We start from the raw sequence: 23,833 nt of genomic DNA on the forward strand, positions 1-23,833 counted from the left end.
TAATTAGTTTTTTTCCTCGTCTGCATTTTCTGCAGTTTGCGATTTTTCTAGCGAATATGCAACACGTGCTTGACGTTGGTGCTCAAGAACTAATGCACCAATACGCTGCTGTTGTAACTCACGTAAACCTTGCTCTGCATTTTCTAATGCAGGTTGCTCTGATGAGTAACTTACAGGAGAAGCCATACCTGTTAATGGTACTGTTTGTAATGTTGGAATGTCACTTTGCGGAGACTCGGTGTTTTGTGGCAATGTTTGTACGCCCACAATCGCAAACATAGCAACACTAGCAGCAATAGCCACTTGGGCAAATGGACGACGCCAATTAAATGCTACCACGTTATCAGTGCCTGTTGCCGCCACGATCTCTTCGCTTTTTGGTGCCGTTGTTTTATTCGCGAAATCTGCGTAAACAGGTTCTTGCTCAAGTGATTCTGCCACTGCATCTGCAATGTCAAAATTAAAAGCGTTGTTATTTGCCTCAGCACGCATTACATCACCAATCATTGCGTAACGACCAAATGTAGACACATCGTCGTTTGTGATCGCTTGATCAGTTAACTGCTGCTCGCCGTCAAGTAACGCGGACAACTGCTCATTATCCAACTTGTTAACGTCTGCTTTTGTCATACTAAGACTCACCTATTAATGGATTCAATTTATTATCAATCGCCTCACGGGCACGGAAAATACGTGAACGCACCGTTCCCACAGGGCAATCCATAACCACGGCTATTTCTTCATAGCTCATACCTTCAATTTCACGAAGGGTAATCGCGGTTTTTAGATCTTCAGGCAAACTATCAATCGTATTAAAAATTACAGCACGTACTTCGTCACTTAATAACAGGTTTTCTGGCGATGCGTTTGAACGCATTGCATCTGCACTGTCATAAAATTCTGCTTCTTCGGCATCAACATCGTTAGCTGGGGGTTTACGACCCTGCGCAACTAAGTAATTTTTAGCACAATTTACGGCGATACGGTACAACCAAGTATAAAAAGCGCTATCACCTCTAAAGTTAGGTAAAGCACGGTAAGCTTTAATAAAAGCTTCTTGTGCGACATCAGCAACATCACCTTGATTCGATACATAACGTGAAATCAAACCTGCAATTTTATTCTGATATTTTCTAACTAATAGGTTGAAGGCGTTTTTATCTCCTTGCTGGACCCTTTTAACTAGCGCTAAATCCAAATCCTGCTCGCTCATTCGAGCCGGTACTCCTCTGTTTGATTCTTGCTTGCTATTCATATACTCGCCATTGTTTACACAAACTCTGACTGCACCATGAATATAAAAGTTCAGTTTAAAATGATTTTTTTATAAAATAGCACGCAAATAAATTGAGTCATACCAATCTTATTACACGACAACCTCAATAACTGCTTAAGAATCAACGGTTATCTAAATTAAATTCACAATTTAAAACAGCTAACAATAAACTGTTTATGTGACGATAAAACTAATAAGATTGGTATAACGTATTAAAATGACTAATAGTGTTAAAGCAAATATGGTACATATACGTATACCACATAAAAATTTATTTGCTCAAACTTTTGGCACTACTAGCCGAGCATTGTAACTGCAAAGACCACAGACATGAACCAAAATAAACATCACATTACTGATGTCGCTATCATTGGCAGCGGCGCCGCTGGCCTTTCTCTTGCTTTATCGCTTGCTAATCACTGTAAGGTGACAGTACTTAGTAAAGGCGCATTAACTGAAGGTTCTACCTTATATGCTCAAGGTGGTATTGCAGCGGTATTTGATAAAAAGAATGACAGTATTGAATCTCATGTTGAAGACACTCTAGATGCAGGCGGCGGATTATGTGACCGTGATGCGGTTCACTACACAGCGAGCAATGCAAAAAAATGTTTAAAGTGGCTAATTGAGCAAGGTGTGCCTTTTGACATGGAGTTCGATTCAAAAGGTAAAGAGCGTTTTCATTTAACTCGCGAAGGTGGTCATAGTCATCGCCGTATTTTACATGCCGCCGATGCAACTGGCCGAGCAGTGCAAACCACCTTAATTAGCCAAGTACAAGCACACCCTAACATCACCCTGTTAGAAAATTACAATGCCATTGATTTAATCACAGATAAAAGCTTAGCTAAAAAAGGCAAGCATGTTCACGGCTTATACGTCTGGAATTGTGTAGATAAAAAAGTTGAAACTATCGCAGCTAAGTTCGTATCACTGGCAACAGGCGGCGCAAGTAAAGTGTACTTATATACTTCTAACCCTGATGTATCGAGTGGTGATGGTATCGCAATGGCATGGCGTGCAGGGTGCCGTGTTGCCAATATGGAGTTTAACCAATTCCACCCAACAAGTTTGTACCACCCAGAGCTGCAAAACTTTTTGATCACCGAAGCAATGCGCGGTGAAGGTGCTTATTTAAAACGCCCTGATGGCACTCGCTTTATGAAAGACTTTGATGAGCGCGAAGAACTTGCCCCTCGCGATATTGTTGCTCGCGCTATCGATTTTGAAATGAAACGCCTTGGTGCGAACTGTGTGTACCTTGATATTAGTCACAAAGATAAAGACTTTATCATTGAGCACTTCCCAACTATCTACGCAAAATGCTTAAGTGTTGGCCTAGACATTACGAAAGAAGCCATTCCTGTGGTGCCTGCTGCACACTATACCTGTGGCGGTGTTATGACCGACTTTAATGGCCGTACAGATTTAGATAACTTATACGCGGTTGGCGAAGTAGCTTACACAGGTTTACATGGCGCTAATCGTATGGCGAGTAACTCGCTACTCGAATGTATCGTGTTTGCCCATGCTGCCGCGAAAGATATTCTGAGCAAAATCGATGCAAGCCCTGCCCTTGAAGCCTTACCACTTTGGGATGAAAGCCGCGTAACTAACTCAGACGAAGAAATCGTTATTACCCACAACTGGCATGAACTAAGGTTATTTATGTGGGATTACGTGGGTATTGTACGCTCAACAAAACGTTTAGAACGTGCGCTCCACCGCGTTGAATTACTGCAGCAAGAAATTCACGACTATTACGCAAACTTTAGAGTTACAAATAACTTATTAGAACTTCGAAACCTAGTACAGGTTGCAGAGCTTATTATTCGCAGCGCCCTTGAGCGTAAAGAAAGTCGTGGTCTTCATTACACGATTGATTACCCAGAGCAAAACGAAAATCCAACGCCGACAATTTTAACGCCTAAGTCGGTCGCTGCACTGCAATAATCGCACGCTTTAAACGCGAGAAACTTTCTTCATCAACACTGGCTGAGCTTATAATCAGCCAGTGTGATTGATAAAACCCAGCCAACCTCAGCACTACAAAATTAGCAAACACATAACTTTTAGCTGTTATCTGGCCTTGAATTTTAAGTTTGTCGTTAACAAACCTGAGCTCTGCTTGCTCTAAAATTATAAAACCCTTTTCAGGCTGTGCTTGTTGGACTTTTTTAAAACTAAGAATGGCTAAGCAAAAGCACGCTAAACAAGCCAAAAGTTGAGCGAAAACATGCTGGTAAACAAAGCATAAAGTGATGGCTGTTAAGCAAAAAAAGACCACAAAGGGTTTGTGGTCTGTGGTGTTGTTTGTAACGGTAAATCTATACACGAACTCGGTCTAAAATTAACGCGACCATACCGTTCAGTTCTGGGTCCTTACACTCTTCATGACCCATGAACCAGGCGAATAAATCAGGATCATCGCACTCAAGTAAGCGTTGAAAAACGGCTTGCTGTTCTTTTGATAGTGAGTCAAACGCTTCTTCAACGAATGGCATAAATAAAACATCTAGTTCTAACATACCGCGACGGCATGCCCAACGAATACGTTCTTTACTGTGAATTTCAGTCATTTTAAACCTCGTACTTATTTGTCTGCAGTTTACCAAATTGCTATCGAATAAACAGCTATTTAAATTGCTACCCTAACTAAGTTATCATTAGCGCTCATTCATATCGTAAAGAAGGTTTTTATGTCGACTGTTTACGCATGTCCTTTATCTTATTCACTTATCAGCCTAACTGGCAAAGATAAGTTGTCTTACCTTCACGGACAAATTACGCAAGATATCAACAAATTAACTGATGATAACTTCCTTTGGGCTGGCCACTGTAATGCAAAAGGCAAGCTTTGGGGTGTGTTTAGATTGTTTTCATACCTTGATAGCTATTACCTTGCGGGCTCAAAACCTGAGGTAGAGCAATCGCTAGTCGAGTTAAAAAAATATGCGGTATTTTCGCAAGTAGACATTCAGCAATCTGAAAAACCGCTAATTGGCTTACTAGGTGATGACCTAACAGCGACTCTAGAAACCTTAGCAATTAATTTTGACGACGAGCACAGCGCAGTCGATTTTGCTGGCGGTAAAGCGTTAAAGCTTGCAGATAACCGCGTATTGCTTATGGTCAACGACGAATTTAGCTTACCTGATGACATAACAGCCCTTGATGATGACGCGTTATGGCAACAGGCAGCTATTGCCGCTGGCGAGCCGTCATTAAACAGCGACGCTATTGGCGAATACGTACCGCAAATGGTTAACTTGCAAGCGCTTGGTGGTATCAGTTTCAGAAAAGGCTGCTACACAGGGCAAGAAACCGTCGCCCGTATGAAATACCTAGGCAAAAATAAACGTGCTATGTATATAGTTTCGGGCAAAGCTGAAGGCTTACTTGATGAGCTTGAGCTCGAAACACAACTGGGCGAAAACTGGCGCCGTGCTGGCAAGCTTATTAGCCAAAGTTTTAATCAACAAACGCAAACCTTAATGGGTCTGGTTGTGCTTCCTAACGACAATGAAGCAGGCCAAATTTTGCGAGCAAAACACCTCCCTCAGGTAGAGTTATCAATTCAAGCTCTGCCTTACTCTCTCGAAGATGAATAAATAGGAATGACTATGATCGTAGCAGCAAACAAAGTGGTAAAAATGCATTATTCAGTATTGGATAATAACAAAAACACCATCGACAACTCTTTCGATGGCGAGCCACTAGTGTTTATCGTTGGCACGGGTTTCTTAATTCCAGGCCTCGAAAATGCGCTATTAGGTAAAGAAGCGGGCGACACATTCAGCGTAACAGTTGAGCCAGAGCAAGGCTATGGTGAGCGTCACGATGACCTAATGCAAGCAGTGCCAAAATCAATGTTTGAAGGTATGGAAATTGAAGTTGGTATGCAGTTCCGCGCTACGACAGACGCTGGCGACCAATCAGTAATGATCATTGAAATTCAAGACGAAGACGTTATTGTAGATGGTAACCACCCTCTTTCAGGTATTACCCTTCATTTTGATGTTGAAGTACTTGAAGTACGCGATGCAACTGAAGAAGAATTAGCACATGGTCATGTGCACGGTGAAGGTGGTTGTGGTCACAGCCACTAAACCATTTCTATAAAAAAAAGCGCCATTGGCGCTTTTTTTATATCTGTTCAGCTGCTTTCTGTGCATCCAGTGCTGGCTCTGGTTCAGCAATATGCTCTCTAAGCGCAGCAAGTAAGCCTTCTTGGTCATTGGTTCCTAAGCGATAGTGCGTGCCATCTTTCATTGCCAATTCTACAGCACTAAATCCAGATACACTGTAAACCCAGCCATCATGCGTGATACGCAGACCAATACCATGTCGAAATGAATTACTTACCGCTCGAACAGATTCAATCTCATCAAAAGTCACTGTTTTACCAAATACCCCCGGACCAAATGCCCAGCTTACTGTTTTATCGCTCACCTTAATCGTTAAGCCATGAAACAAAAAGGCCACCAGCACTAAGATAGCGCTAAACACCATAAGAGGAATATCTGCACCAATTAAGTTCCAAGCTAAGGCAATGAAGGCGCCAATCCAGCCTAAGATAACAAAAATAAAAATAGCGTACTGTTTATGTTGATACATTCTGAAGTATTCTCTTAAAAGCTATAAACAAAGGTTGCACTCAGCTCAGAATCGTACTTGAGCTTATCTTCCTCTGGTTTTGAGTTATAGCGATACATGTAAGTAAATTTGAGTGATACATCACCCATAATTTTGCTGATCAGGGATGTTTCTGACTTTAAACGCGAGTTTAACCCTGACAATGATTGTTCATAACTGACATCTTGATTAAAGCGAGTACGAGCAGAGACTGTACGCTCCCACTGCAGCGCTAAACGAAGCAGGTAACCGGTTTTTGTTTCATCTTCTTCTGTTGCAGTCTCTTGATCAGCCACCGAGCGGTATAAACCCGGCCCCACATCGATATCGACTTTATTCTTGCTGCCTTGGTAAATGCGGTTACCGTAACCCGTCGCTATGGTGCTCTTAAACTCAAGACCACTAAACTTATCTCGCTCATAGTCACCATAAATGAAAAATGACTCATTTTTCACATTTAGCTTATAGTTACCTTGGCCCGATACAAAAATACGGTCTGCAGAGACTTCTTCATCACCAGTTTCTTCATTACGGTCACGTTTGTATAAAGTATCGAGCTTAAATTGGTTACGCCACTTTTCGAAATCTTGGTATAGGTTACCTTTAAGTTTGAAGCTGGTTGAGTTGGTATTGCCACGGCTTACCATAAAACCAAACTCCATATCTCCGTACAGCAACTCGCCTTTATGAATTTTATGGATTTCTTCTTCTGATAATTGCCCGTACTCATGAAAGTCTTCAAACGGATCAACAGCAAAAGCCTGCCAACTGCAAACTAGCATGGCGGGCAAAATAATTCGTTTTATTGAATTAAAACAACTAAAAGTAGAGTCAAACATCGGCTGGAGAGTTATTCGCTATCTTTCCAAAGAATGTGGCAAAACGGTGCATCTTTGTCTCGGCTAATTAAAATTTTCGCAAACAAGATATCTTGATTGTCGAATTCAAGTCCTACTAAGACTTGTACAAACAGCTCAGGTTCAATTTCTAGTGCAACAAAATCTTGCCACTGCTCGTCAGGCTCACCTTCTTCAATAAAGCCAAGCTCTTCTCTGTGCTCGTTAAAATCAGCAATATCTTGCTCGCTTAAATTATCAGGTGCTAACTCTAAAAAGATATCATAAGCCTGATGAGTTACTTCTTCTTCACTGTATAAGCGTGGACCAGCCATTCCTTAAACCTCTGCACATGTGTATCGCTTTGAATCTGGCTATGATAACAAACCTCTTTTGAGTTTTACCAAAAAAAAAGCCAGGTTGCCCTGACTTTTTTGTAATTAATAACAGATTTTACTCAGCACTTGCTGTGCCTTTTATTTTTTCGCGCATTGATTGCACGAGCGTATAAAATAGCGGAACAAGTAAGGTGCCAAAAATGGTTGCAGCTAACATCCCGAATAACACGGTAATACCGAGCGATATTCGACTGCCTGCCCCTGCACCACTTGCAAACACCAGCGGTAATACGCCAAGTACAAACGACAGTGCCGTCATCAACACCGCTCTAAAGCGTAATCTTGCCGCGTTAAGAGCCGCTTCAAAAATACTTTTGCCTGCAGCGCGTTCTTCCATAGCAAATTCAACAATCAAAATGGCGGTTTTGGTGGACAGGCCAATCAGTAGCACTAAACCAACCTGTGCATAGATGTTGTTTTCCATGCCAATCACATACAGCGCAAGCATGGCACCAAATAATGCCAGCGGCACCGCTGCAATGACCGAAAACGGAATTGTCCAACTTTCGTATTGAGCAACCAAGAATAGATACACAAATACTACCGCTAAGCCAAACAAGATTGGCGCAGTGTTACCCGCTTCAATCTCTTGTTTAGACTGCCCAGCCCACTCATACACATAGCCTGTAGGTAATTGCTCGGCCAACTCTTGCATTGCTTTAATGGCATCACCACTAGCATACCCCGCAGCAGGTTGTCCGCTAATGCTTGCACTTCGGTATAAATTAAAGTGCGTTAAGCTTGTAGGACCCAGAATTGGCTCAAGTTTAGCCAATGTAGTGAGCGGCACCATTGCTCCCTCATCATTACGTACATAGTAGTACTGTAAGTCAGCTGGGTTTTGGCGAAAACGGCTTTCCGCCTGCATGATAACGCGGTAAGTACGGCTAAATTGGTTAAAGTCATTAATGTATAACGAGCCTAGCTGCGCCTGCAAGGTTAAGAAAATATCGCTAAGCGGGACCCCTTGAGCTTTTGCCTTATTACGGTCAATTTCAAGGAAATACTGTGGCACATTCGCTCTAAATGTACTGTAAACATTTGATAGCTCTGGGCGTTGGTTCGCTTCATAAATCAGGCCATTTAATACTTGCGCAAGCTCAGCAGGCTCGCGCCCTTCACTGTCTTGTAACCTAAATTCAAAGCCAGCACTTGTACCAAGTCCAGGTATTGAAGGCGGGTTAAAGGCCATGATTTGCGCATCTGGCATTGCCCAAAACTGCCCCATCAAGCGCGTTAGTACCGCACGTAAACCAAGTTCAGGGCTAGTTCGTTCTTCCCAGTCTTTAAGTACTACGATACCAAGCGCATTATTAGAACCCGCACCACCGAGTAATGAAAAACCAGAAACCGCAATAAAATCGGTTGCCGCTGGTTCATTTTTAACAATATCCCCCAGCTTATGCATTACATCTTGGGTACGACCGCTTGCTGCCGCATCAGGTAATTGCACATCAACAAAAAGAAAGCCTTGGTCTTCTGCTGGTACAAAGCCTGTAGGCACCGTTTTTACCAACCAACCTGCAGCAGCAAAAATAACCACCGCAAACAATGCCATTCTTGCTGTACGTTTGAGGATAAAGTTAATCACTTTACTGTAACCATTGGTTGAACGAGTAATAATGTTCTCAAATGGTGCTAGCCATTTAATCGGCTTCATGGCTTTTTCACTCAACAATAAAGCACACAAAGCAGGACTTAATGTCAGTGCATTTAAAGATGAAATGAGTACTGCAAATGAAATCGTCACCGAGAACTGTTTATAAAGCTCCCCGGTTATTCCCGGCATAAAGCCTACTGGCACAAACACCGCAAGCAATACTAAGGTCGTTGCTACTATTGGCCCAGATACCTGCTCCATCGCTTTGGTAACCGCTTCTTTAATTGGCAGCTTTTCTTCTTTAAGTATTCGTTCAACGTTTTCAATAACGATAATGGCATCATCGACCACAATACCGATTGCGAGCACTAAACCGAACAAGGTGATTAAGTTGATGGAGTAATCCATCATCATCATAAACGCGAAAGTCCCCACCAAGGATACCGGAATAGCCACCGTTGGAATGAGCGTAGCGCGCCAATTTTGTAAGAATAAAAATACCACTAAAATAACCAAGCCAACCGCTTGGACAAGGGTGACGACCACTTCATCAATCGAGCGATTGATGAACTCTGTGGTGTCATAAGGAATTGAGTACTCAACGCCATCAGGTAGCTGTTTAGCAAGCTCAGCCATACGTGCTTTTACATCGTTGGCAACTTGCGTCGCATTCGCTTCTGTTAGCTGATAAATAACAATAAATGCAGTGTCTTGCTGGTTTAACTTTGCTGTTGTGCTGTAGCTTGCTGCACCTAATTCAATTCGGGCAATATCGTGCAGGCGCACAAAGTTACCATCTTTGCTCGAGCGAATAATGGTTTGACCAAACTCTTCAGGGGTTTTTAAACGCCCTTTTGCCTGAATCGAATATTCAAATTGCTGGCTCGGTGCAGAGGGTGCAGCCCCCAGTTTACCTGCTGCTACGATAGTATTTTGTTCTTGCAGCGCAGCTTGAACTTCTGACACAGTTAAACCCAATGATGCCATTCGATCAGGGCGCAACCACAAGCGCATTGAATAGGTTTGTTCACCCATTACCTCAGCTGATGCAACCCCATTAATACGGCCAAGAGGCTCGGTTAAGTAGTTGGTTGCATAGTTGCTTAAAAAAATAGCGTCGATATTTTCTTGATTCGAGTATAAGTTGATACCAAGTAACATCGAGCTCGATTTTTTCTTAACCGACACACCTTGGCGTTTAACCTCTTCAGGTAAGCCTGCTTCAGCAAGTGCCACACGGTTTTGCACATTAACTTGGGCAATATCTGTATCTGTGCCGACTTTAAAATAAACAGTTATGTTGGCCGTGCCGTTATTAGACGATGTTGATTCGATATACATCATATCTTCAACGCCATTAACTTGCTCTTCTATGGGCCGGATCACCGACTCTTCGACAATTTGCGCACTTGCACCTGGGTAACTAGCACTAATTTGAACTTGCGGAGGGGTAATTTGCGGATACATATTCACTGGCAGCAAGGCCATTGAAATTAAACCCGCAATGGTAATAACAATCGAAATTACCAAGGCAAATTTTGGGCGAGATATAAAAGTTTTACTGATCATATCTCACTCCTAAGAGTTAGCTTTGCTAGAAATAGTGCCGGTTGTTTCATCGACATTTTTTTCAACTGCTTTCACTTCAGCGCCTTGGCGTACCTTTTGTAAACCTTCAATAATGACTTTTTCACCGGCCTCTAAGCCTGACTCAACCACCCACATCGCATTAATACGTCGACCCAGTTTAACAATCCGCATAGCCACTTTGTTTTCATCATCAACAACGAGCACAAACTTACCTTGCTGGTTTTCTTGTACCGCTACTTGAGGAATGAGTGCCAAGTCTTGTTTATTGGTGCTTTCAACGATCAAGGTGACAAATAAGCCCGGCATGACAATGCCATCTGGGTTATCAAAAGCGGCTCTAAGCTCAACCGTGCCTGTATTGCGGTTAATTTTGGTATCAGCAAAATCAAGTACGCCTTTATCAGCGAAGGTCGAATTATTCGGTAAGCGTAAAGTTAAATCGATAGGCACATCACGAGGGTCTTTATCTGACGGTGCTTGATGATTTTGACGATAAGAGATGTAGTCAGCTTCTTCAACTTGAAAGCTCACATAAATTGGATCAACATCGGTCAGCTCCGCAAGCTCATTGGATGATGGCCCAACAATATTCCCCACGTCATAGTTCACTTTACCAATACGCCCTGCAAACGGCGCACGAATTTCGGTATAACTTAGATTGAGTTTTGCTTTTTCAAGTTCAGCTTCTGCGGCTTTAACAGCTGCAGTGGTTTGCTCAAAATTGGTGGTTAGTTTATCGAGGTCTGATTGTGAAATGAAACCTTGCGCAGCCACATCTTTACCACGTTTTAAATCGCGTTCAGCGGCGCCTGCTGCGGCAATTTTACTTTTTAAATCAGCCTCAGCTTCTGACACAGTCGAGCGGTACTCAGATGGGTCAATACGCAGTAAGAGCTGATCTTTTTCAACCGATGAGCCTTCATTAAAGTGGCGTTCAATGAGTTCACCCTCAACACGGGCTCTAATCGCAACCTCTTGGAATGCTTCAGTGCGTGCAACAAATTCTCGGTAATTACCAACTTCTTGTGTGACGACATTAAATACTGATACAGCCGGTGGCGGCGTAGCTTGTTGTTGTGCTTTATCATCTGAACAGCCAACCAATGTGGTTGTTAATGCGACAGAAATTGCAGCAAAAGCCAAAGAACGAGATGATTGTTTTGTTATGCGAGCTGTTTTGCGCATCAGCATATATTTACTCCTTGTAGCGCGACTTAAAGCTAAGTCTAGTCGTGTCATGGGATTTTGCGAAAGTATCTAACTAATCACAAAATCAAACTAGCGATGAACTAGCATCTTTGTTTTAAAAATATACACCAATTTGTAACTAAATATATGACAAGGTTACCCATTTTTGGAAAAATAATAATTCCTTGCGACACATCAGCAATTCTTTACTTAGTTGTAATTAACTCGTAAGCTCTAACAAACAGGTCAGAGGAGTTACCATGATAAAACTAGAAATAAAACAACAAGTCGCATGGGTTAGCCTTGCTCGTCCCGAGAAACAAAATGCACTCAGTTTTGCCATGTTTGTCGAGCTTTCAAACGTAATCAAAAAAATTAAAGGCGATCGCAGCTTACGTGCGGTGGTTATCTCTGGCGAAGGCGAACACTTTTGCTCTGGACTGGATGTTGCTGCGGTGATGAAAAAGCCAAGCAATATCATCAAGCTTTTATTCAAGTGGTTACCAGGAAACCAAAACTTAGCGCAAAAAGTAGTGCTAGGTTGGCAAGACTTAAGTATTCCGGTGATTGCAAAAGTGACCGGGCACTGTTTTGGCGGGGGTATGCAAATCGCACTTGGTGCTGATTACCGCATCGTCGATAAAAACGCTAAATTAGCGATCATGGAAGCTCGTTGGGGCTTATGCCCTGATATGGGGGCTAACGTGGTGCTTGCAGGTTTAATGAAGCGTGACCAAGCACTTTGGTTAGCAAGTCATGCAGGGCCAGTCTCTGCTGAAGATGCTAAGGAGTATGGCTTAGTTACACAACTCACTGATGACGTTGATAAACAAACCGATGCTTTACTAGAAACCCTCATGGCGCGTTCGCCAGATACCTTGGCAGCAATTAAACGAATTACTCAGCAAAGCTACCGTTCACAGCAGCGTAAAATTCTCGCTAAAGAAACCTGGAGTCAAATTCGCTTACTGATGAACCCTAATACTAAAAAGGCGATTGCAAAGGCGAAAGGTGCAGAGGATATTCAATTTAATAATGCCAAATCATGGTAAGCTAAAGTCGCATAGTACAACTGACAAGGGTATGATGTAGTTGTACTTTATTCGCAATTATCCTGACTTATGAAATACCTTATCAGTAGTGTCATTATTCTTACCTGCTTAGCCGTTGCCAAGTTTTTAACGGCTTTGCTTGAAAGCTCTTTCCCTGCCCCATTACTCGGTATGGTGTTACTGCTCGTGCTACTATTAACGGGCCTCGTAAAAGAACAACATTTAAAACCAACAGCCAGCCCTTTACTTAATTACATGCCGTTGTTCTTCATCCCTGCAGGGGTTGGCATTATTGAGCACCTAGGTTTAATTTCGCAGAACTGGCCTTTATTACTAACTATTTTTATTGTCGTGCCGCTGAGTAGTGTTGTACTCATAGGCGCTGTTATCGCTTATTTTAAGGGCCGCGAAAATGACAGTTAGTTTATGGTGGCTCTGCGTTCCGTGCATTATTGCGCTTTTCTTAGTACTGCGTTTTTTAAACGCGAAAACCCAGCATGCCACTGCCAAAGCGCTTAGTAATCCTGTGTGCTGGGCAATTATATTAACTGCAGCCTTGTTAGTAGCACTAAAGCTTCCTTATGAGCCTTTTGCCGAGCACAGTAAAGTTTTAAGCTGGTTGCTTGAGCCTGCCATTGTGGCATTGGCTTTACCGCTTTATCAGCAATTTATCCATGTCAAAAAGAACCTGCTGCTAATCCTCATAAGTTGTAGCTTAGGGGTGATCAATGCCACCTTGGTAGCCTCGCTAATATGTTATTTTTTTGCAGCCCCTGCTCAGCTGAGCGCATCCCTAGCAAGTTTATCTGTAACAACACCCATCACCTTGTTAGTAACAGAGTCACTAGGCGGCATCCCTTCTTTAGCAGCAGCCATGGTGATTTTTATTGGCGTACTTGGGGCTATATTTGGTAATTTGATTTTCTCGCTTATCAATATCCGCAATGCCCAAGCAAAAGGTGTTGCCATTGGTACCGCTTGCCATGCCATTGGCACAGCATCACTGATTAGTGATCAGCCAAAAGCAGGTGCCTTTGCCTCTGTGGCGATGGCATTAAGTGCGCTTCTCAGCGCTATAATAGTGCCGATACTCTATCCTGTTATTCAGCATGTTCTGGTATAGTCAGAATTCGCAGTAACCTTGTTAGGAAAACACATGATTGACTCAGAAATTCAGCAAGTCGAAAAATACTACAATCTGATTATGGAATATTTGGTCACCTACAGTATGCAAATTTTAGGTGCCATCTTAATTCTATTTATTGGTTTATGGATTGCGCAAAAAGTATCGAATATGGTTGCTGGCCTCATGCAGCGTCACAATATCGATATCACCCTCACCAACTTTGTCAGTAATGTCATCAAAGTATTGCTGATCATTATGTTCTTGGTTATTGCCCTTGGCAAAATTGGCATTAGCGTGACCCCATTTGTCGCTGCCATTGGTGCTGCATCACTCGGTGCTGGTTTAGCAATGCAAGGCATGCTTTCAAACTACGGTGCGGGCCTTGCCATCATTGCAACAAGGCCATTTGTTGTTGGCGATACGATTGAAGTAAAAGGCGTGAGTGGGCAAGTTAAAACCATTGAGCTTGGTCACACAATTCTGATTAACGAAGAAAAAGTCGAAATCACCATTCCTAACAAACATATTGTTGGTGAAATTTTACATAACTCGTTTAGCTATTCATTAGTTAAAGGTGAAATAGACATCGCTTATGATGCCAATGCAGATCTCGCTATTGAGCTTATCGAAAAAGTGTTAGACGAGCATGAACTAGTTAGTGACTCTCCTCATGCACAAGTCGGTATTGAGCGTTTTGCTGAGAGCGGTGTTACCTTGAGCTATCGCTTTTGGGTGCCAACCACCAAAATTATTGAGACCAAATTAGCGGTGAACCGCAATGTATTTAAAGCAATTCAAGGGGCGGATATCGAAATTCCTTTCCCACAACGAATTGTTACCCTCAATCAAACTAATGATAAAGGCGCTTAATAGCGCCTTTTTTGCAGCTCGTCGACAGAGATTGTGTTTGTTCAAAAGATTGTAGTACAATTTAAATGATAACAATTACTATCATCAATTAACGTCGGGCTATTTTTACCATGAGTAAACGTCTTTGGTTCCAACTACATGGTTGGTTTTCGCTCCCAGTATGGGTGCTATTTTGCTTTATTTGCGTCACAGGTACTGTGTCGGTTATTAGCCATGAGCTTACTTGGCTGACCAACAGTGAAGCACGAGCAAACAACCCAAATGATTTACCATCACTTGGTGTTGATCAAGTTATTAATAGCGTTGAAAAAGCCTACCCGACTGCCGATGTAATGAGTGTACTTACTTATGAGCCTTACTTGGTTAATGCGGTTATTTTCACTGATACCGACAAACCTTATGCTGTAGCTTACGTCAATCAATACACCGGCGAAGTACAAGCGGTTAATGACACTATCTCATTCATTGAATTTATGCGTACCCTACACGGCTGGCTATTCTTCCCTTGGCAAGAAGGTTACAGCGTAGGTTACTACCTCGTCAGCGCCATGGCTTTTGTCCTTTTAGGTGCACTAGTAACAGGCTTAGTGATTTATAAAAACTTTTGGCGTGCATTTAGCCAGCCAAAACTACGTTTTAATCAAGGTAAAAAAACCTTTCTAAAAGATTTACATACCTTAAGTGGCGTTTGGTCAATTTGGTTTATGGCAGTAATGGCACTAACAGGCCTGTGGTATTTAGTGCAAGCCATCATGTGGCATAACGAAATAGACATAGAAGAGCACGCACCGCTCGTGGCGGTTTCAACTTTACCTGCGGATAAACAAACACCGCCAACCGATTTAAAAGCGGCACTGGCTATTACCAAAGAGAAATACCCAGATTTCAAACCTAGCTATGTGATGCTGCCAGAGCATAACCGCGGCATGTTTAATATCATGGGTAGTGGCGATACTATTTTCTACGATAACTACGCTTACTCAACCTCAATCAATCCTTGGACGGGTGAAATTGCAGCAAGCAAAAGCCCAGAAACCATGTCGGGATTACTCACCCTTTCACATATCGCCGATCCGCTGCATTACGGTAATATTGGCGGTCTGTGGACAAAGGTTATTTGGTTTATCTTTGGTTTAATTTTAAGTGGTATGTCGATCACTGGCTTTATGATGTACGCCGCGAAATTAGTAAATAACAAACCTGTAAAAGCGCGCCAATCAGCGCCAGTAAATAACGTTCAGGAGGCAAACTAATGGCTCGTTTACAAGCAACTTGGTGGCAGCGTAAAAAGTATCTTTTACATGCTGTGGTACTGGCTTTGCCTGTGTGGTTTATTTATCAGTCATTAAACCCTCAGTTTCCTGCACTTTGGCAAGAGCAACAAGCGGGCGAATTTAAAATCGCCCCGATGCCACTAAATGAAGATGCCCCGTACTCACACCACAATGAGTATGTGAAAGATTTCTTTATCGCCTTTAATCAAGGTGACATAAGCAATGTTCGTCAGGCGTATTTAAACATTGGCCAAGCGCCTTTAGCACTAACGGAGTTTGCTAAAGATGAAGAAGGCATAATGCATGGCACCAATCATGGTCAGCACGCCCACGCGATAGCCCCTAAAATCATCTCAGCTGATGATAAACTGTGGATCACAATACAAACTTGGCAAGGCCAACTGCATACCCTCAAATGGGATATTCCCAGCCAGTTTATTACTCAATAACATCCGAAAAGCCACTCACTGAGTGGCTTTTTTGTATCTCAGCTAAACACTAAAGTCCCTTCCAAAACAGTTAAAGGTAAAATTTTTGTTAATTATTTTACCGATCACCTTTACAAATGTAATAATATAATAAAGTATTATAAATAGTTTTCATTTGCACTAATCCTCTTAAGAGAGTTGGTGTTGATCAAAACTCATCCAAGGAGCAGAACACACAAGGAAAGCTCAATAACAATGATTTGGAGACACAATGATACTTTCAAAAAAAGCCCTAGCTGCACTCAGCTTGGCAACAACACTCATACTGCCCAATGCTTATGCGATTGATAATGGCGTATACACCATTAAATCAAAGTACAGTGCTAAGTTTGTTGAAGTAGCCAGCGCGCAAACCAACGATGGTGCGAATGTTAGTCAATGGGCTGACACGAATCACGACACCCAGCGCTGGTTAATTACTAATATAGGTGGCAGCAACTATTCGGTTATTAACTTAAATAGTGGTAAAGCCCTAGAGGTGTTTGACTTCTCGACTGCCGATGGCGGCAATGTGGTGCAATATGAGTACGCTAATCTTGCCAGCCAACACTGGCAAATTAATGATGAAGGTAGCGGCTATTTCAGCTTCATTAACGATCACAGTGGTAAGGCACTCGACCTTTATGCTTTTGATGGCAACGATGGCGCTAATATTAGCCAGTGGAGCTACAACGGCAGCGATGCACAGCAGTGGCAGCTAACCAAGCTTGCTAATGTTGAATCAACCCCTTGGGATCCATCCACAACCAATGGCGCTGCAGATCACTGGCCACTTACTGGTAATTTAGTCACCCACGATCCAACCCTTGGCTATGAAAATGGCACTTGGTGGGTTTTTCAAACAGGCCCTGGTATTTACGGTAAATATTCAAGCAACGGTGTAGATTGGAATGATGCGCAGCCAATTTTCTCAAATGGTTTAAGCTGGTGGAGTAACTATGTACCAGATCATGATGGAATTGATGTCTGGGCGCCTGAATTAAAAAGCTACAATGGTCGTAGCTGGCTTTATTATTCGATTTCGACCTTTGGTTCACGTGTTAGCGCTATTGGCCTTACCTCAGCAAGTAGTGTGGCAGCCGGTGATTGGCGTGATGATGGTTTAGTAATTAACACGACCAATAGCAATAATTATAACGCCATTGACCCCGATCTCGTGGTAGCAAAAGATGGTGCACCTTGGCTTGCCTTTGGCTCATGGAATTCGGGTATTAAACTAACGCGTATTAACCCAATGACCATGAAACCATTTGGTCAAATCTACTCTTTAGCAAGTCGCTCTGGTGGCATCGAAGCACCTACCATAGTGTATCGCCAAGGCTATTACTATTTGTTTGTTTCAGTTGGCAAATGCTGTGATGGCACGAATAGTACTTACCGTATTGCGTATGGTCGCTCTAGTGACATCCGCGGTCCATACCTAGATAAAAATGGCACCGACATGCTAGCTAGCGGCGGGAGCATTCTAGATGCGGGTAATAGCCAATGGGTAGGTCCAGGTAGACAAGACATTTTAAATACCGATGTGATTGTTCGTCATGCTTATGATGCAGGTGATAATGGTACCCCTAAATTGCTCATCAGCACCCTGAATTGGGATGCTAATGGTTGGCCTAAATACTAGTTCTCCCCACTAAGCGCGTGCAAGCGCGCTTTTTACAATCTATCTAATATACTGCGAACAAATTCAGAATTAAGAATCTGAGTTACTGCCCCACTACACCACAAATAGGCACGTTGAATCGGGTAACCTTTAAAAATCCAACGCTTACGCACATGATTAAAGTCGTGCAAATAATCAGCCTTTGCTTGCGGTAACGAGTCTTTGGCTAACTTATGCCATGCTTTATAAACCCCACTCATATCGGCACCACGCATAAAACGCTGTAACCAGCGCGGAAAGCGTGCAAAGCGAATCGCGGACTGAAAATCAATAATGTAAGGCTTGCCATCTTTTGAACAAATAACATTACCTAAATTACGTAAGTCGAGGTGCACCACGCCGCGGCGATGCATTTTTGCTACCAAACGCTCAAATTCTTTAAAGAACTCACTCGGTAAATGCTGCTGTTGCAAGGCAAGCTGGCGAAGTGGCGTGCCTTCAATAAAATCATAAGCAATAGCAATCGATGACAAGCGGCAAAAGTTATCAACCACTCCGTCTACGTCTTGCAGGCGTGCCAGCCCCTTGTACTCTTGATTGATAAAAAGCGGCGCGATTGTTTTTCTCACCCACCATGGGCTGTGCTGAAAATCTTTAATAATTAAATCAAATTTCGCGTCTTTATAACGATAAACAATGGCATTGGCAAAGCGGCCTGTGTGAACAACCGACAAACCTTCTGGGCTAAATTGATGAGCTGGAAATTGAGCGTGAAGCTCTGCAAGCAAAGATGATTCAAACATAACAACCTGGACTTGTTAAAATTAAATGCCTAGGCAACTATATTATCAAAATGCGTCTACAGCGACAATGTACCGCTTAGAGAAATTTATGCTTTTAAATTATGAATTGCTCTAAACAATAAGTTTGCGAGTTGCTCTTGCTCATCATCAGAGAAGCCTGTAAGTGCTTTGCGATAGATATCATTTACAGTGGGTAAAATTTCTGGGTAAAGCTGTTGGCCTTTTTCTGTGAGGCATAAAAGAGTTGAACGGCGATCTTCAACTGACTGCTTTTTTGCAACTAAGCCCTTGTCTTCTAAACGAGAAAGTAACCGACTCATGGCACCGCGGTCATACATCATGTGCTCACAAAGCTCAGCCAAGGTATTTACTTTACCACGCGCAAGTAGCACAACCACAATGTACTGAGCCGAGGTTAGCTCTTTATCCTCTAAAGCATTATCAAGATGAGTCACTAGGTTTGAACGTAAGTAAGAGACTAAGCGACCTAAGTCTTGCACTGGATCTAAATCTTCAATGCAGCACTGGCCAATTGATGCAGGTTCTTTCATATTTCCTCTAAAGCGATGAATAGCAATTCATAGACAGTTAATAGGCAAAATAATTCAATCCTATTAGATTGCTTCAACGGCTATGAATAGTGTAGCGTGAACAAGCTTACTAACTGTCGGGGGCGTTATGCTAACTAAACAACATATTATCAAGTATTTATCTCTTACAATACTGCTACTTCTTTGTTGGCTAGAGCATTATAACCATTTCATTATGCGCTTTATCGACAGCGCCCTTGTGCAATCAACCCTAGTGTATGCTTCATCTCGTACAGTTAATGCTGCTATATCGCTATTGCAATCAGCCGAAGTGGGCATTGGTATTGCGAGTATTCAACCTGCACAACTACTCGACCCAGTCAATGACTTAGCTGAATACATGTCGGATGCTATGCGCCTCGCTATAGGCTCGTTATTTTTACAGCGCATTTTATACACCATTTCTTCTGGGGTTATTTTTAGTGGTGTTTTTACTGTTTCGGTCGTCGCTTACTTTATATGTGAATGGCGTAACTATTTTCCTAACTTACGTCATAAGATTATGGCGAGCTTAATTTTAATTCGCTTTTTAGTGCCTGCTGTGGTGCTTACAACAGGCCTCGTGAGCCAAATATTCTTAGATGAGCAAATAAACCAGCAAAGTGAAATCGTGAGCGAAAAAGTCGAGACGGTGAATAGTAGTGCAAATAACACCTCTGCCCTATCAGCCAAGCTAAAAGCTGAGGTCGATAGTGAAAAACAAACCATCTTCGACAAGCTCTCTCTATTAAATGAGCAGCAGATTAAAAACCACCAGCGAGCCACTGAGCTCAAAGGTGATTTAGCAGAGCTCGAAGCCCAAATAGAAGCGATTCAAGCAACCCGCAGCTTGTCTGAGCGACTGACCTTTACTGAGCTTGAACAAGCAAAGCCATTACTTGATAAAAAGCAGCAATTAACAGCGCAGTTTAATGCGGTACTAAACCAGCAAAGACAGCTGAACTTAGACAAAGACGCCTTAAACGAACAACTAGAAAACCTTAACGCATCACTCAATCAAGACCAATCGTCGCAGGTGAGTAAAATTATCGACACCGTCACCTCTGGCATTAGCAACATGGTGGCAGCCGTCGAAGACTTATTTATCGACTTTTTGAATATCTTGTCACTGCTGATTTTAAAACTGTTATTAATGCCGTTGATTTTTTTATACCTATTTAACAAAGCCTTTAAGGCCATTTGGCAGCGCCGCTTTATGGACGTAGTAATACAAACAAAGCAACTGGCTGTTAATCGCTGATATTTCAGCTAAAGTTATAAACCTAACTCGTTTTTAAAGGATATAAGTATGACTGAGCAACGCCATAACCACATTCCCCAAGAAGCTTTCGATTGGTACGATGAATACGCCCATGGCTTGATGGACCGCCGTACCTTTATGAAAAAGCTGGGTGGCTTAGTCGCCCTTGGTTATTCAATGGCAATGCTAAGTAGCGCTTTACTGCCAAACTACGCATTAGCTGAGCAAGTATCCTTTAATGACCCTGATATTAAAGCCAGTTATAAAACCTTTGATTCGTTTAAAGGTCATGGCGAAGGTAAAGGCTATTTAGTCGAACCCGCTAATTTAACGGGCAAGCTCCCAATAGTATTAGTGATCCACGAAAACAGGGGCTTAAACCCTTATATTAAAGATGTTGCTCGCCGCCTTGCCAAAGCCGGTTTTATTGCCTTTGCGCCAGATGCATTACACCCTCTTGGTGGCTACCCTGGCAATGACGATGAAGGCCGCGCCATGCAACGCTCTATGGATAAACAAAAAATCCAACAAGACTTTATCGCCGCAGCAGAATACATAAAAAGACACCCAAATAGTAACGGCAAACTTGGTGCGGTAGGCTTTTGCTTTGGTGGATATATGGTTAACTACCTAGCAGCAGTTGATAGCAAACTGATTGATGCGGGCGTGCCTTATTACGGCACTCCGGCCGTTAAAGAACTCAGACAAAACATCAAAGCCCCACTACTTGTACACTTAGCCGAGTTTGATAAACGCGTTAATGCAACATGGCCAGAATACGAGAGCGACTTAAAAGCGCATCAAGTGCCTTACACTATGCACATGTATGAGCAAGCAAATCATGGTTTTCATAACGACTCTACATCTCGTTATGATGAAAAACAGGCGGAGCTTTCGTGGCAACGCACATTGGCCTTTTTCAATGAGCAATTGATTTAAACAGAGCAATTTCATACACTCTCGAAAAAATTTTAGGCTAGAAAATAGATGGAATCGCAAGTCAGTTATCGCTTTGACTCACAGCAAACCGCCAATCGGTTTTTAAACAAGCTTAAACACTGGTCGGTGGCTAAAGTCACTGCGAGTCTTTGCCAAGGTGGTTATGGCGTAAAAATACGCTACGAAGTCGATACCAGTGGTTTTGATTACACTCTTGCAGAGCTTGATGATTTAGCAATGCAACACGAAGGCGAAGAAATTTAATTCTTATATTCTAGGCATAAAAAACGGCTAAACAAGGTTAGCCGTTTCATTTTAAAGCCGAGATTATAACGCTCTACTTATAAATCAAAGCTACGTGAAATAGACGCGACAATTCGCTCATCTGCGGTATCCCAGTCAAGGCTGGTATTTTCGCCAGCAAGCTCAAAATCAAAACCTGCAAAGCTTGTTTGATAGGCTAAACGATAATGGTTGTACGACTTATCATTACCATCCCAAGCAAACTTATTACCATCGAGTGAGTTAGAAATATCAAAGCTGGCACGAATTGCATGATTTGGCGCAATTTCAAAGGTATGGGCAACCATAGAAATCACATGCCCTGCATCGGTACCAAAGTAATCCCAAGCGTACCAGAAGTTAAGTTCTGTGAAACCTAGGCTATTGGTATAGCCAAACTTTGCATAAGTCTCAAAATAATTACCATCGCTTGAGTAATCTTCACCATGGTATGAGTAGTAAGCAATACCATAATCAACACTAAGGGTGTCAGTTAGCTCAGCATAGTTACCAAAATACGCATCCCACTCGATGTCTGTGCCATCGCCAAAATCTACATTTGAAGCCCAGGTACCTACATACATACCTGAATCTGCAAAGGCATAATCTAAGCTGCCCTGAATCGCTGGGTCATTCATAGTTTGGCTTACACCATTGAAGGTGTAATCTGATGCCAATGTAACCGTAGTCGATAAGTCAGCCATGGCTGATGTCGATAGTAATGCCAATGGCAACGCTGCTGCTAATACTGTTTGTCTTGTTGTCATGTTGGTTTCCCTTAGCTAACTGTTTCTATTTTTGTGTAATCTAATTTATTGTCTTTTGGTGAACCTTCGATATTTTTCACTGTTTTTAACTTGCTGTAGCCAATAAACGCAGCACAGCCGAAAAATAACGCAATAACGAGCGCACCAACCCATTGGATCTGTAAAAAGTCGAACTTAAACAGCAGGGTTAATAATGAAAGCGCCACCACATTCAAGGCAATATAATTAAATTTACCTAAACGCCTCACCGTTAAGTTTAGGTTATCTGTGTATAAACGGATCAAAGAATCAAGTGAGTTGATCACAAACACCACACCAACAAACACCATAGCGATGTTTTTCAGGCCTGCTGTTGCAATACCCGCTTCATGATATTGATACAAAACACTAAACCAGATAGCGATTGGAATAGACGGGAAAATCAACATAGCCGCCAGAACTTGGTAAGTTTTTAAACCACCCACAAAACGTGAGGTAAATTGACCAATCATGATGCTCCAAGCAAACCACCAAAACAGGTAGAAGGCATGGTAATCATTCAGCGGTAATATAAATTCATTGATATTGCCAAAGTAACCGCCGATCAACGCAAGGTTATCAACAAATGCTGATGTTTGTGCATCAGAACCAACAAAGGCACCGAACCACATAAATGCGATTAAAGCGATAAACAACCAAGTAGTAGAAATACTTAAAAAGCGTACATACTTAATGTCTGTGCTCGAATAAACAGCAAAACAAATCGCTGCAAACACCATTAAGTAGAATGTCGGAATAATTGACTCACCATCACCAAGCGACGGCAAATACCAAGGTAAATTCGACAGCAGTAAAAATGCAGTAAATGCGCACGTACCAATAATAACGATGTTATTAATTAGTTTTACCCAAGCAATTTCAAAGAACTTTACTTTGGGTTCTATTACACAGAAATAAAAGCACGTAAGGAAATAAAATCCCCAGATCAAGAAGCCCCAATAACCAAATTCAATGGCTAGAGGATTGGCAAACGCATACTCTGGGCTTGCTTTTATGTCTGCATAACCTGCAAACTCTGTCAGTGGAAACATAATCAAGCCAACGTCTAGGCCCGATGTAAATAAAATTGCAATGAACGTAAACGTTCTAACCGGTGTGACGCCAACACACCTAACCGTACCCCATTTAAATAAAATAACCGCAATTGCTAACAGGGTAAAAATGATGCCAGCACTAAGCCAAAAGGTCATAGTTACCCCCCCAAAATAAGTAATAATACTTCATTGTTTCTCCAGTT

26 protein-coding genes are annotated in these 23,833 nt (G+C 42.2%); 13 read left to right on the forward strand and 13 right to left on the reverse strand.

Translation table 11 applies throughout. The annotated features are described in order from the left end of the window. Positions 1-3 precede the first annotated feature (3 nt). The gene (locus tag KQP93_RS13155; protein WP_054562254.1) at positions 4-630 is read right to left on the reverse strand and encodes a sigma-E factor negative regulatory protein; all 627 of its coding nucleotides are present in this window, start codon (positions 628-630) and stop codon (positions 4-6) included. Position 631: 1 nt separating this feature from the next. Continuing rightward, complete coding sequence (gene rpoE, locus KQP93_RS13160; protein WP_036969086.1) at positions 632-1,213, reverse strand: RNA polymerase sigma factor RpoE; 582 nt, start codon at positions 1,211-1,213, stop codon at positions 632-634. 393 nt (positions 1,214-1,606) lie between these two features. On the opposite strand from rpoE, the gene nadB reads away from it, so the two are divergent. Further along, positions 1,607-3,229, forward strand: a complete 1,623-nt coding sequence (gene nadB / locus KQP93_RS13165) for an L-aspartate oxidase (protein ID WP_054554331.1) — start codon at positions 1,607-1,609, stop codon at positions 3,227-3,229. On the opposite strand, the gene KQP93_RS21625 is transcribed toward nadB, so the two are convergent. Continuing rightward, on the reverse strand, positions 3,204-3,611 hold the full coding sequence (locus KQP93_RS21625; RefSeq protein ID WP_353956869.1) for a protein YgfX: 408 nt from the start codon (positions 3,609-3,611) through the stop codon (positions 3,204-3,206). The genes nadB and KQP93_RS21625 overlap by 26 nt on opposite strands. Continuing rightward, entirely contained in the window at positions 3,604-3,855 is a 252-nt protein-coding gene (locus KQP93_RS13170) for an FAD assembly factor SdhE (RefSeq protein WP_054562257.1), read from the reverse strand. Before KQP93_RS13170 ends, KQP93_RS21625 begins: the two co-directional genes overlap by 8 nt. A gap of 120 nt (positions 3,856-3,975) precedes the next feature. On the opposite strand from KQP93_RS13170, the gene ygfZ reads away from it, so the two are divergent. After that, on the forward strand, positions 3,976-4,887 hold the full coding sequence (gene ygfZ / locus KQP93_RS13175) for a tRNA-modifying protein YgfZ (RefSeq protein WP_217874766.1): 912 nt from the start codon (positions 3,976-3,978) through the stop codon (positions 4,885-4,887). Positions 4,888-4,899: 12 nt separating this feature from the next. Continuing rightward, on the forward strand, positions 4,900-5,385 hold the full coding sequence (locus KQP93_RS13180; protein WP_054554327.1) for an FKBP-type peptidyl-prolyl cis-trans isomerase: 486 nt from the start codon (positions 4,900-4,902) through the stop codon (positions 5,383-5,385). 37 nt (positions 5,386-5,422) lie between these two features. On the opposite strand, the gene KQP93_RS13185 is transcribed toward KQP93_RS13180, so the two are convergent. From KQP93_RS13185 to KQP93_RS13205, 5 genes are all read right to left on the reverse strand, one after another. After that, complete coding sequence (locus KQP93_RS13185) at positions 5,423-5,893, reverse strand: hypothetical protein (protein ID WP_175079988.1); 471 nt, start codon at positions 5,891-5,893, stop codon at positions 5,423-5,425. A 14-nt stretch (positions 5,894-5,907) separates the two neighbouring features. Next, positions 5,908-6,693 carry a DUF481 domain-containing protein gene (locus KQP93_RS13190; RefSeq protein WP_254907674.1) on the reverse strand — a complete coding sequence of 262 codons (786 nt, stop codon included), beginning with the start codon at positions 6,691-6,693 and terminating at the stop codon, positions 5,908-5,910. A 68-nt stretch (positions 6,694-6,761) separates the two neighbouring features. Beyond that, a complete protein-coding gene (locus KQP93_RS13195) occupies positions 6,762-7,082 on the reverse strand; it encodes an HI1450 family dsDNA-mimic protein (RefSeq protein ID WP_054554325.1) in 321 nt (106 codons plus the stop codon). A gap of 118 nt (positions 7,083-7,200) precedes the next feature. Beyond that, positions 7,201-10,314, reverse strand: coding sequence for an efflux RND transporter permease subunit (locus KQP93_RS13200; RefSeq protein ID WP_217874768.1), 3,114 nt, complete (start codon positions 10,312-10,314; stop codon positions 7,201-7,203). Between the two features lie 9 nt (positions 10,315-10,323). Next, positions 10,324-11,526 (reverse strand): efflux RND transporter periplasmic adaptor subunit, encoded by a 1,203-nt coding sequence (locus KQP93_RS13205; RefSeq protein WP_254907675.1) that lies wholly within the window; start codon positions 11,524-11,526, stop codon positions 10,324-10,326. 257 nt (positions 11,527-11,783) lie between these two features. Between KQP93_RS13205 and KQP93_RS13210 the strand changes: the two genes are divergently transcribed. The 7 genes from KQP93_RS13210 (at position 11,784) to KQP93_RS13240 (ending at position 17,957) form a co-directional block, all read left to right on the forward strand. After that, on the forward strand, positions 11,784-12,575 hold the full coding sequence (locus KQP93_RS13210) for a crotonase/enoyl-CoA hydratase family protein (RefSeq protein ID WP_217874769.1): 792 nt from the start codon (positions 11,784-11,786) through the stop codon (positions 12,573-12,575). 69 nt (positions 12,576-12,644) lie between these two features. Further along, positions 12,645-12,998: a CidA/LrgA family protein gene (locus tag KQP93_RS13215; RefSeq protein ID WP_175079990.1), complete on the forward strand. Its 354-nt coding sequence runs from the start codon at positions 12,645-12,647 to the stop codon at positions 12,996-12,998. Beyond that, positions 12,988-13,698, forward strand: coding sequence for an LrgB family protein (locus KQP93_RS13220; protein ID WP_175082312.1), 711 nt, complete (start codon positions 12,988-12,990; stop codon positions 13,696-13,698). Before KQP93_RS13215 ends, KQP93_RS13220 begins: the two co-directional genes overlap by 11 nt. A 33-nt stretch (positions 13,699-13,731) precedes the next feature. After that, entirely contained in the window at positions 13,732-14,571 is an 840-nt protein-coding gene (locus KQP93_RS13225) for a mechanosensitive ion channel family protein (protein WP_054562265.1), read from the forward strand. Positions 14,572-14,672: 101 nt separating this feature from the next. Further along, positions 14,673-15,824, forward strand: a complete 1,152-nt coding sequence (locus KQP93_RS13230) for a PepSY-associated TM helix domain-containing protein (protein ID WP_217876791.1) — start codon at positions 14,673-14,675, stop codon at positions 15,822-15,824. Then, positions 15,824-16,294: a hypothetical protein gene (locus tag KQP93_RS13235; protein ID WP_217874770.1), complete on the forward strand. Its 471-nt coding sequence runs from the start codon at positions 15,824-15,826 to the stop codon at positions 16,292-16,294. Before KQP93_RS13230 ends, KQP93_RS13235 begins: the two co-directional genes overlap by 1 nt. A gap of 250 nt (positions 16,295-16,544) precedes the next feature. Then, on the forward strand, positions 16,545-17,957 hold the full coding sequence (locus KQP93_RS13240; RefSeq protein WP_217874771.1) for a family 43 glycosylhydrolase: 1,413 nt from the start codon (positions 16,545-16,547) through the stop codon (positions 17,955-17,957). Positions 17,958-17,989: 32 nt separating this feature from the next. Here the strand turns inward: KQP93_RS13240 and KQP93_RS13245 are convergent, their stop codons facing one another. Beyond that, entirely contained in the window at positions 17,990-18,739 is a 750-nt protein-coding gene (locus tag KQP93_RS13245; protein WP_062566739.1) for an RIO1 family regulatory kinase/ATPase domain-containing protein, read from the reverse strand. 86 nt (positions 18,740-18,825) lie between these two features. Next, a complete protein-coding gene (locus KQP93_RS13250) occupies positions 18,826-19,290 on the reverse strand; it encodes a MarR family winged helix-turn-helix transcriptional regulator (protein WP_217874772.1) in 465 nt (154 codons plus the stop codon). Between the two features lie 127 nt (positions 19,291-19,417). On the opposite strand from KQP93_RS13250, the gene KQP93_RS13255 reads away from it, so the two are divergent. From KQP93_RS13255 to KQP93_RS13265, 3 genes are read left to right on the forward strand one after another with little or no spacing between them, the layout of a single operon-like run. Continuing rightward, a complete protein-coding gene (locus tag KQP93_RS13255) occupies positions 19,418-20,569 on the forward strand; it encodes a hypothetical protein (protein ID WP_175079995.1) in 1,152 nt (383 codons plus the stop codon). A 48-nt stretch (positions 20,570-20,617) separates the two neighbouring features. Next, positions 20,618-21,508 carry a dienelactone hydrolase family protein gene (locus tag KQP93_RS13260; RefSeq protein ID WP_175079996.1) on the forward strand — a complete coding sequence of 297 codons (891 nt, stop codon included), beginning with the start codon at positions 20,618-20,620 and terminating at the stop codon, positions 21,506-21,508. Positions 21,509-21,556: 48 nt separating this feature from the next. Then, positions 21,557-21,772 (forward strand): hypothetical protein, encoded by a 216-nt coding sequence (locus KQP93_RS13265; protein ID WP_054562273.1) that lies wholly within the window; start codon positions 21,557-21,559, stop codon positions 21,770-21,772. Between the two features lie 77 nt (positions 21,773-21,849). On the opposite strand, the gene KQP93_RS13270 is transcribed toward KQP93_RS13265, so the two are convergent. Both KQP93_RS13270 and KQP93_RS13275 read right to left on the reverse strand, forming a co-directional pair. Beyond that, complete coding sequence (locus KQP93_RS13270) at positions 21,850-22,557, reverse strand: TorF family putative porin (RefSeq protein ID WP_175082308.1); 708 nt, start codon at positions 22,555-22,557, stop codon at positions 21,850-21,852. Positions 22,558-22,568: 11 nt separating this feature from the next. Beyond that, complete coding sequence (locus KQP93_RS13275; RefSeq protein WP_217874773.1) at positions 22,569-23,786, reverse strand: BCCT family transporter; 1,218 nt, start codon at positions 23,784-23,786, stop codon at positions 22,569-22,571. Positions 23,787-23,833: the final 47 nt, after the last annotated feature.

Source organism: Pseudoalteromonas shioyasakiensis, assembly GCF_019134595.1.
GTDB lineage: Bacteria > Pseudomonadota > Gammaproteobacteria > Enterobacterales > Alteromonadaceae > Pseudoalteromonas > Pseudoalteromonas shioyasakiensis_A.

What these genes read in the sequence shown, in the direction of transcription:
- KQP93_RS13255 (WP_175079995.1), top strand. Translation starts at nt 19,418, where the DNA reads ATGCTAACTAAACAACATATTATCAAGTATTTATCTCTTACAATACTG.
- KQP93_RS13250 (WP_217874772.1), bottom strand. Translation starts at nt 19,290, where the DNA reads ATGAAAGAACCTGCATCAATTGGCCAGTGCTGCATTGAAGATTTAGAT.
- KQP93_RS13210 (WP_217874769.1), top strand. Translation starts at nt 11,784, where the DNA reads ATGATAAAACTAGAAATAAAACAACAAGTCGCATGGGTTAGCCTTGCT.
- KQP93_RS13180 (WP_054554327.1), top strand. Translation starts at nt 4,900, where the DNA reads ATGATCGTAGCAGCAAACAAAGTGGTAAAAATGCATTATTCAGTATTG.
- KQP93_RS13170 (WP_054562257.1), bottom strand. Translation starts at nt 3,855, where the DNA reads ATGACTGAAATTCACAGTAAAGAACGTATTCGTTGGGCATGCCGTCGC.
- KQP93_RS13190 (WP_254907674.1), bottom strand. Translation starts at nt 6,693, where the DNA reads ATGCTAGTTTGCAGTTGGCAGGCTTTTGCTGTTGATCCGTTTGAAGAC.
- ygfZ (WP_217874766.1), top strand. Translation starts at nt 3,976, where the DNA reads ATGTCGACTGTTTACGCATGTCCTTTATCTTATTCACTTATCAGCCTA.
- KQP93_RS13155 (WP_054562254.1), bottom strand. Translation starts at nt 630, where the DNA reads ATGACAAAAGCAGACGTTAACAAGTTGGATAATGAGCAGTTGTCCGCG.
- KQP93_RS13200 (WP_217874768.1), bottom strand. Translation starts at nt 10,314, where the DNA reads ATGATCAGTAAAACTTTTATATCTCGCCCAAAATTTGCCTTGGTAATT.
- rpoE (WP_036969086.1), bottom strand. Translation starts at nt 1,213, where the DNA reads ATGAGCGAGCAGGATTTGGATTTAGCGCTAGTTAAAAGGGTCCAGCAA.
- KQP93_RS13265 (WP_054562273.1), top strand. Translation starts at nt 21,557, where the DNA reads ATGGAATCGCAAGTCAGTTATCGCTTTGACTCACAGCAAACCGCCAAT.
- KQP93_RS13195 (WP_054554325.1), bottom strand. Translation starts at nt 7,082, where the DNA reads ATGGCTGGTCCACGCTTATACAGTGAAGAAGAAGTAACTCATCAGGCT.
- KQP93_RS13215 (WP_175079990.1), top strand. Translation starts at nt 12,645, where the DNA reads ATGAAATACCTTATCAGTAGTGTCATTATTCTTACCTGCTTAGCCGTT.
- KQP93_RS13270 (WP_175082308.1), bottom strand. Translation starts at nt 22,557, where the DNA reads ATGACAACAAGACAAACAGTATTAGCAGCAGCGTTGCCATTGGCATTA.
- KQP93_RS13245 (WP_062566739.1), bottom strand. Translation starts at nt 18,739, where the DNA reads ATGTTTGAATCATCTTTGCTTGCAGAGCTTCACGCTCAATTTCCAGCT.
- KQP93_RS13275 (WP_217874773.1), bottom strand. Translation starts at nt 23,786, where the DNA reads ATGACCTTTTGGCTTAGTGCTGGCATCATTTTTACCCTGTTAGCAATT.
- nadB (WP_054554331.1), top strand. Translation starts at nt 1,607, where the DNA reads ATGAACCAAAATAAACATCACATTACTGATGTCGCTATCATTGGCAGC.
- KQP93_RS13260 (WP_175079996.1), top strand. Translation starts at nt 20,618, where the DNA reads ATGACTGAGCAACGCCATAACCACATTCCCCAAGAAGCTTTCGATTGG.
- KQP93_RS13225 (WP_054562265.1), top strand. Translation starts at nt 13,732, where the DNA reads ATGATTGACTCAGAAATTCAGCAAGTCGAAAAATACTACAATCTGATT.
- KQP93_RS13220 (WP_175082312.1), top strand. Translation starts at nt 12,988, where the DNA reads ATGACAGTTAGTTTATGGTGGCTCTGCGTTCCGTGCATTATTGCGCTT.
- KQP93_RS13185 (WP_175079988.1), bottom strand. Translation starts at nt 5,893, where the DNA reads ATGTATCAACATAAACAGTACGCTATTTTTATTTTTGTTATCTTAGGC.
- KQP93_RS13240 (WP_217874771.1), top strand. Translation starts at nt 16,545, where the DNA reads ATGATACTTTCAAAAAAAGCCCTAGCTGCACTCAGCTTGGCAACAACA.
- KQP93_RS13205 (WP_254907675.1), bottom strand. Translation starts at nt 11,526, where the DNA reads ATGCTGATGCGCAAAACAGCTCGCATAACAAAACAATCATCTCGTTCT.
- KQP93_RS13235 (WP_217874770.1), top strand. Translation starts at nt 15,824, where the DNA reads ATGGCTCGTTTACAAGCAACTTGGTGGCAGCGTAAAAAGTATCTTTTA.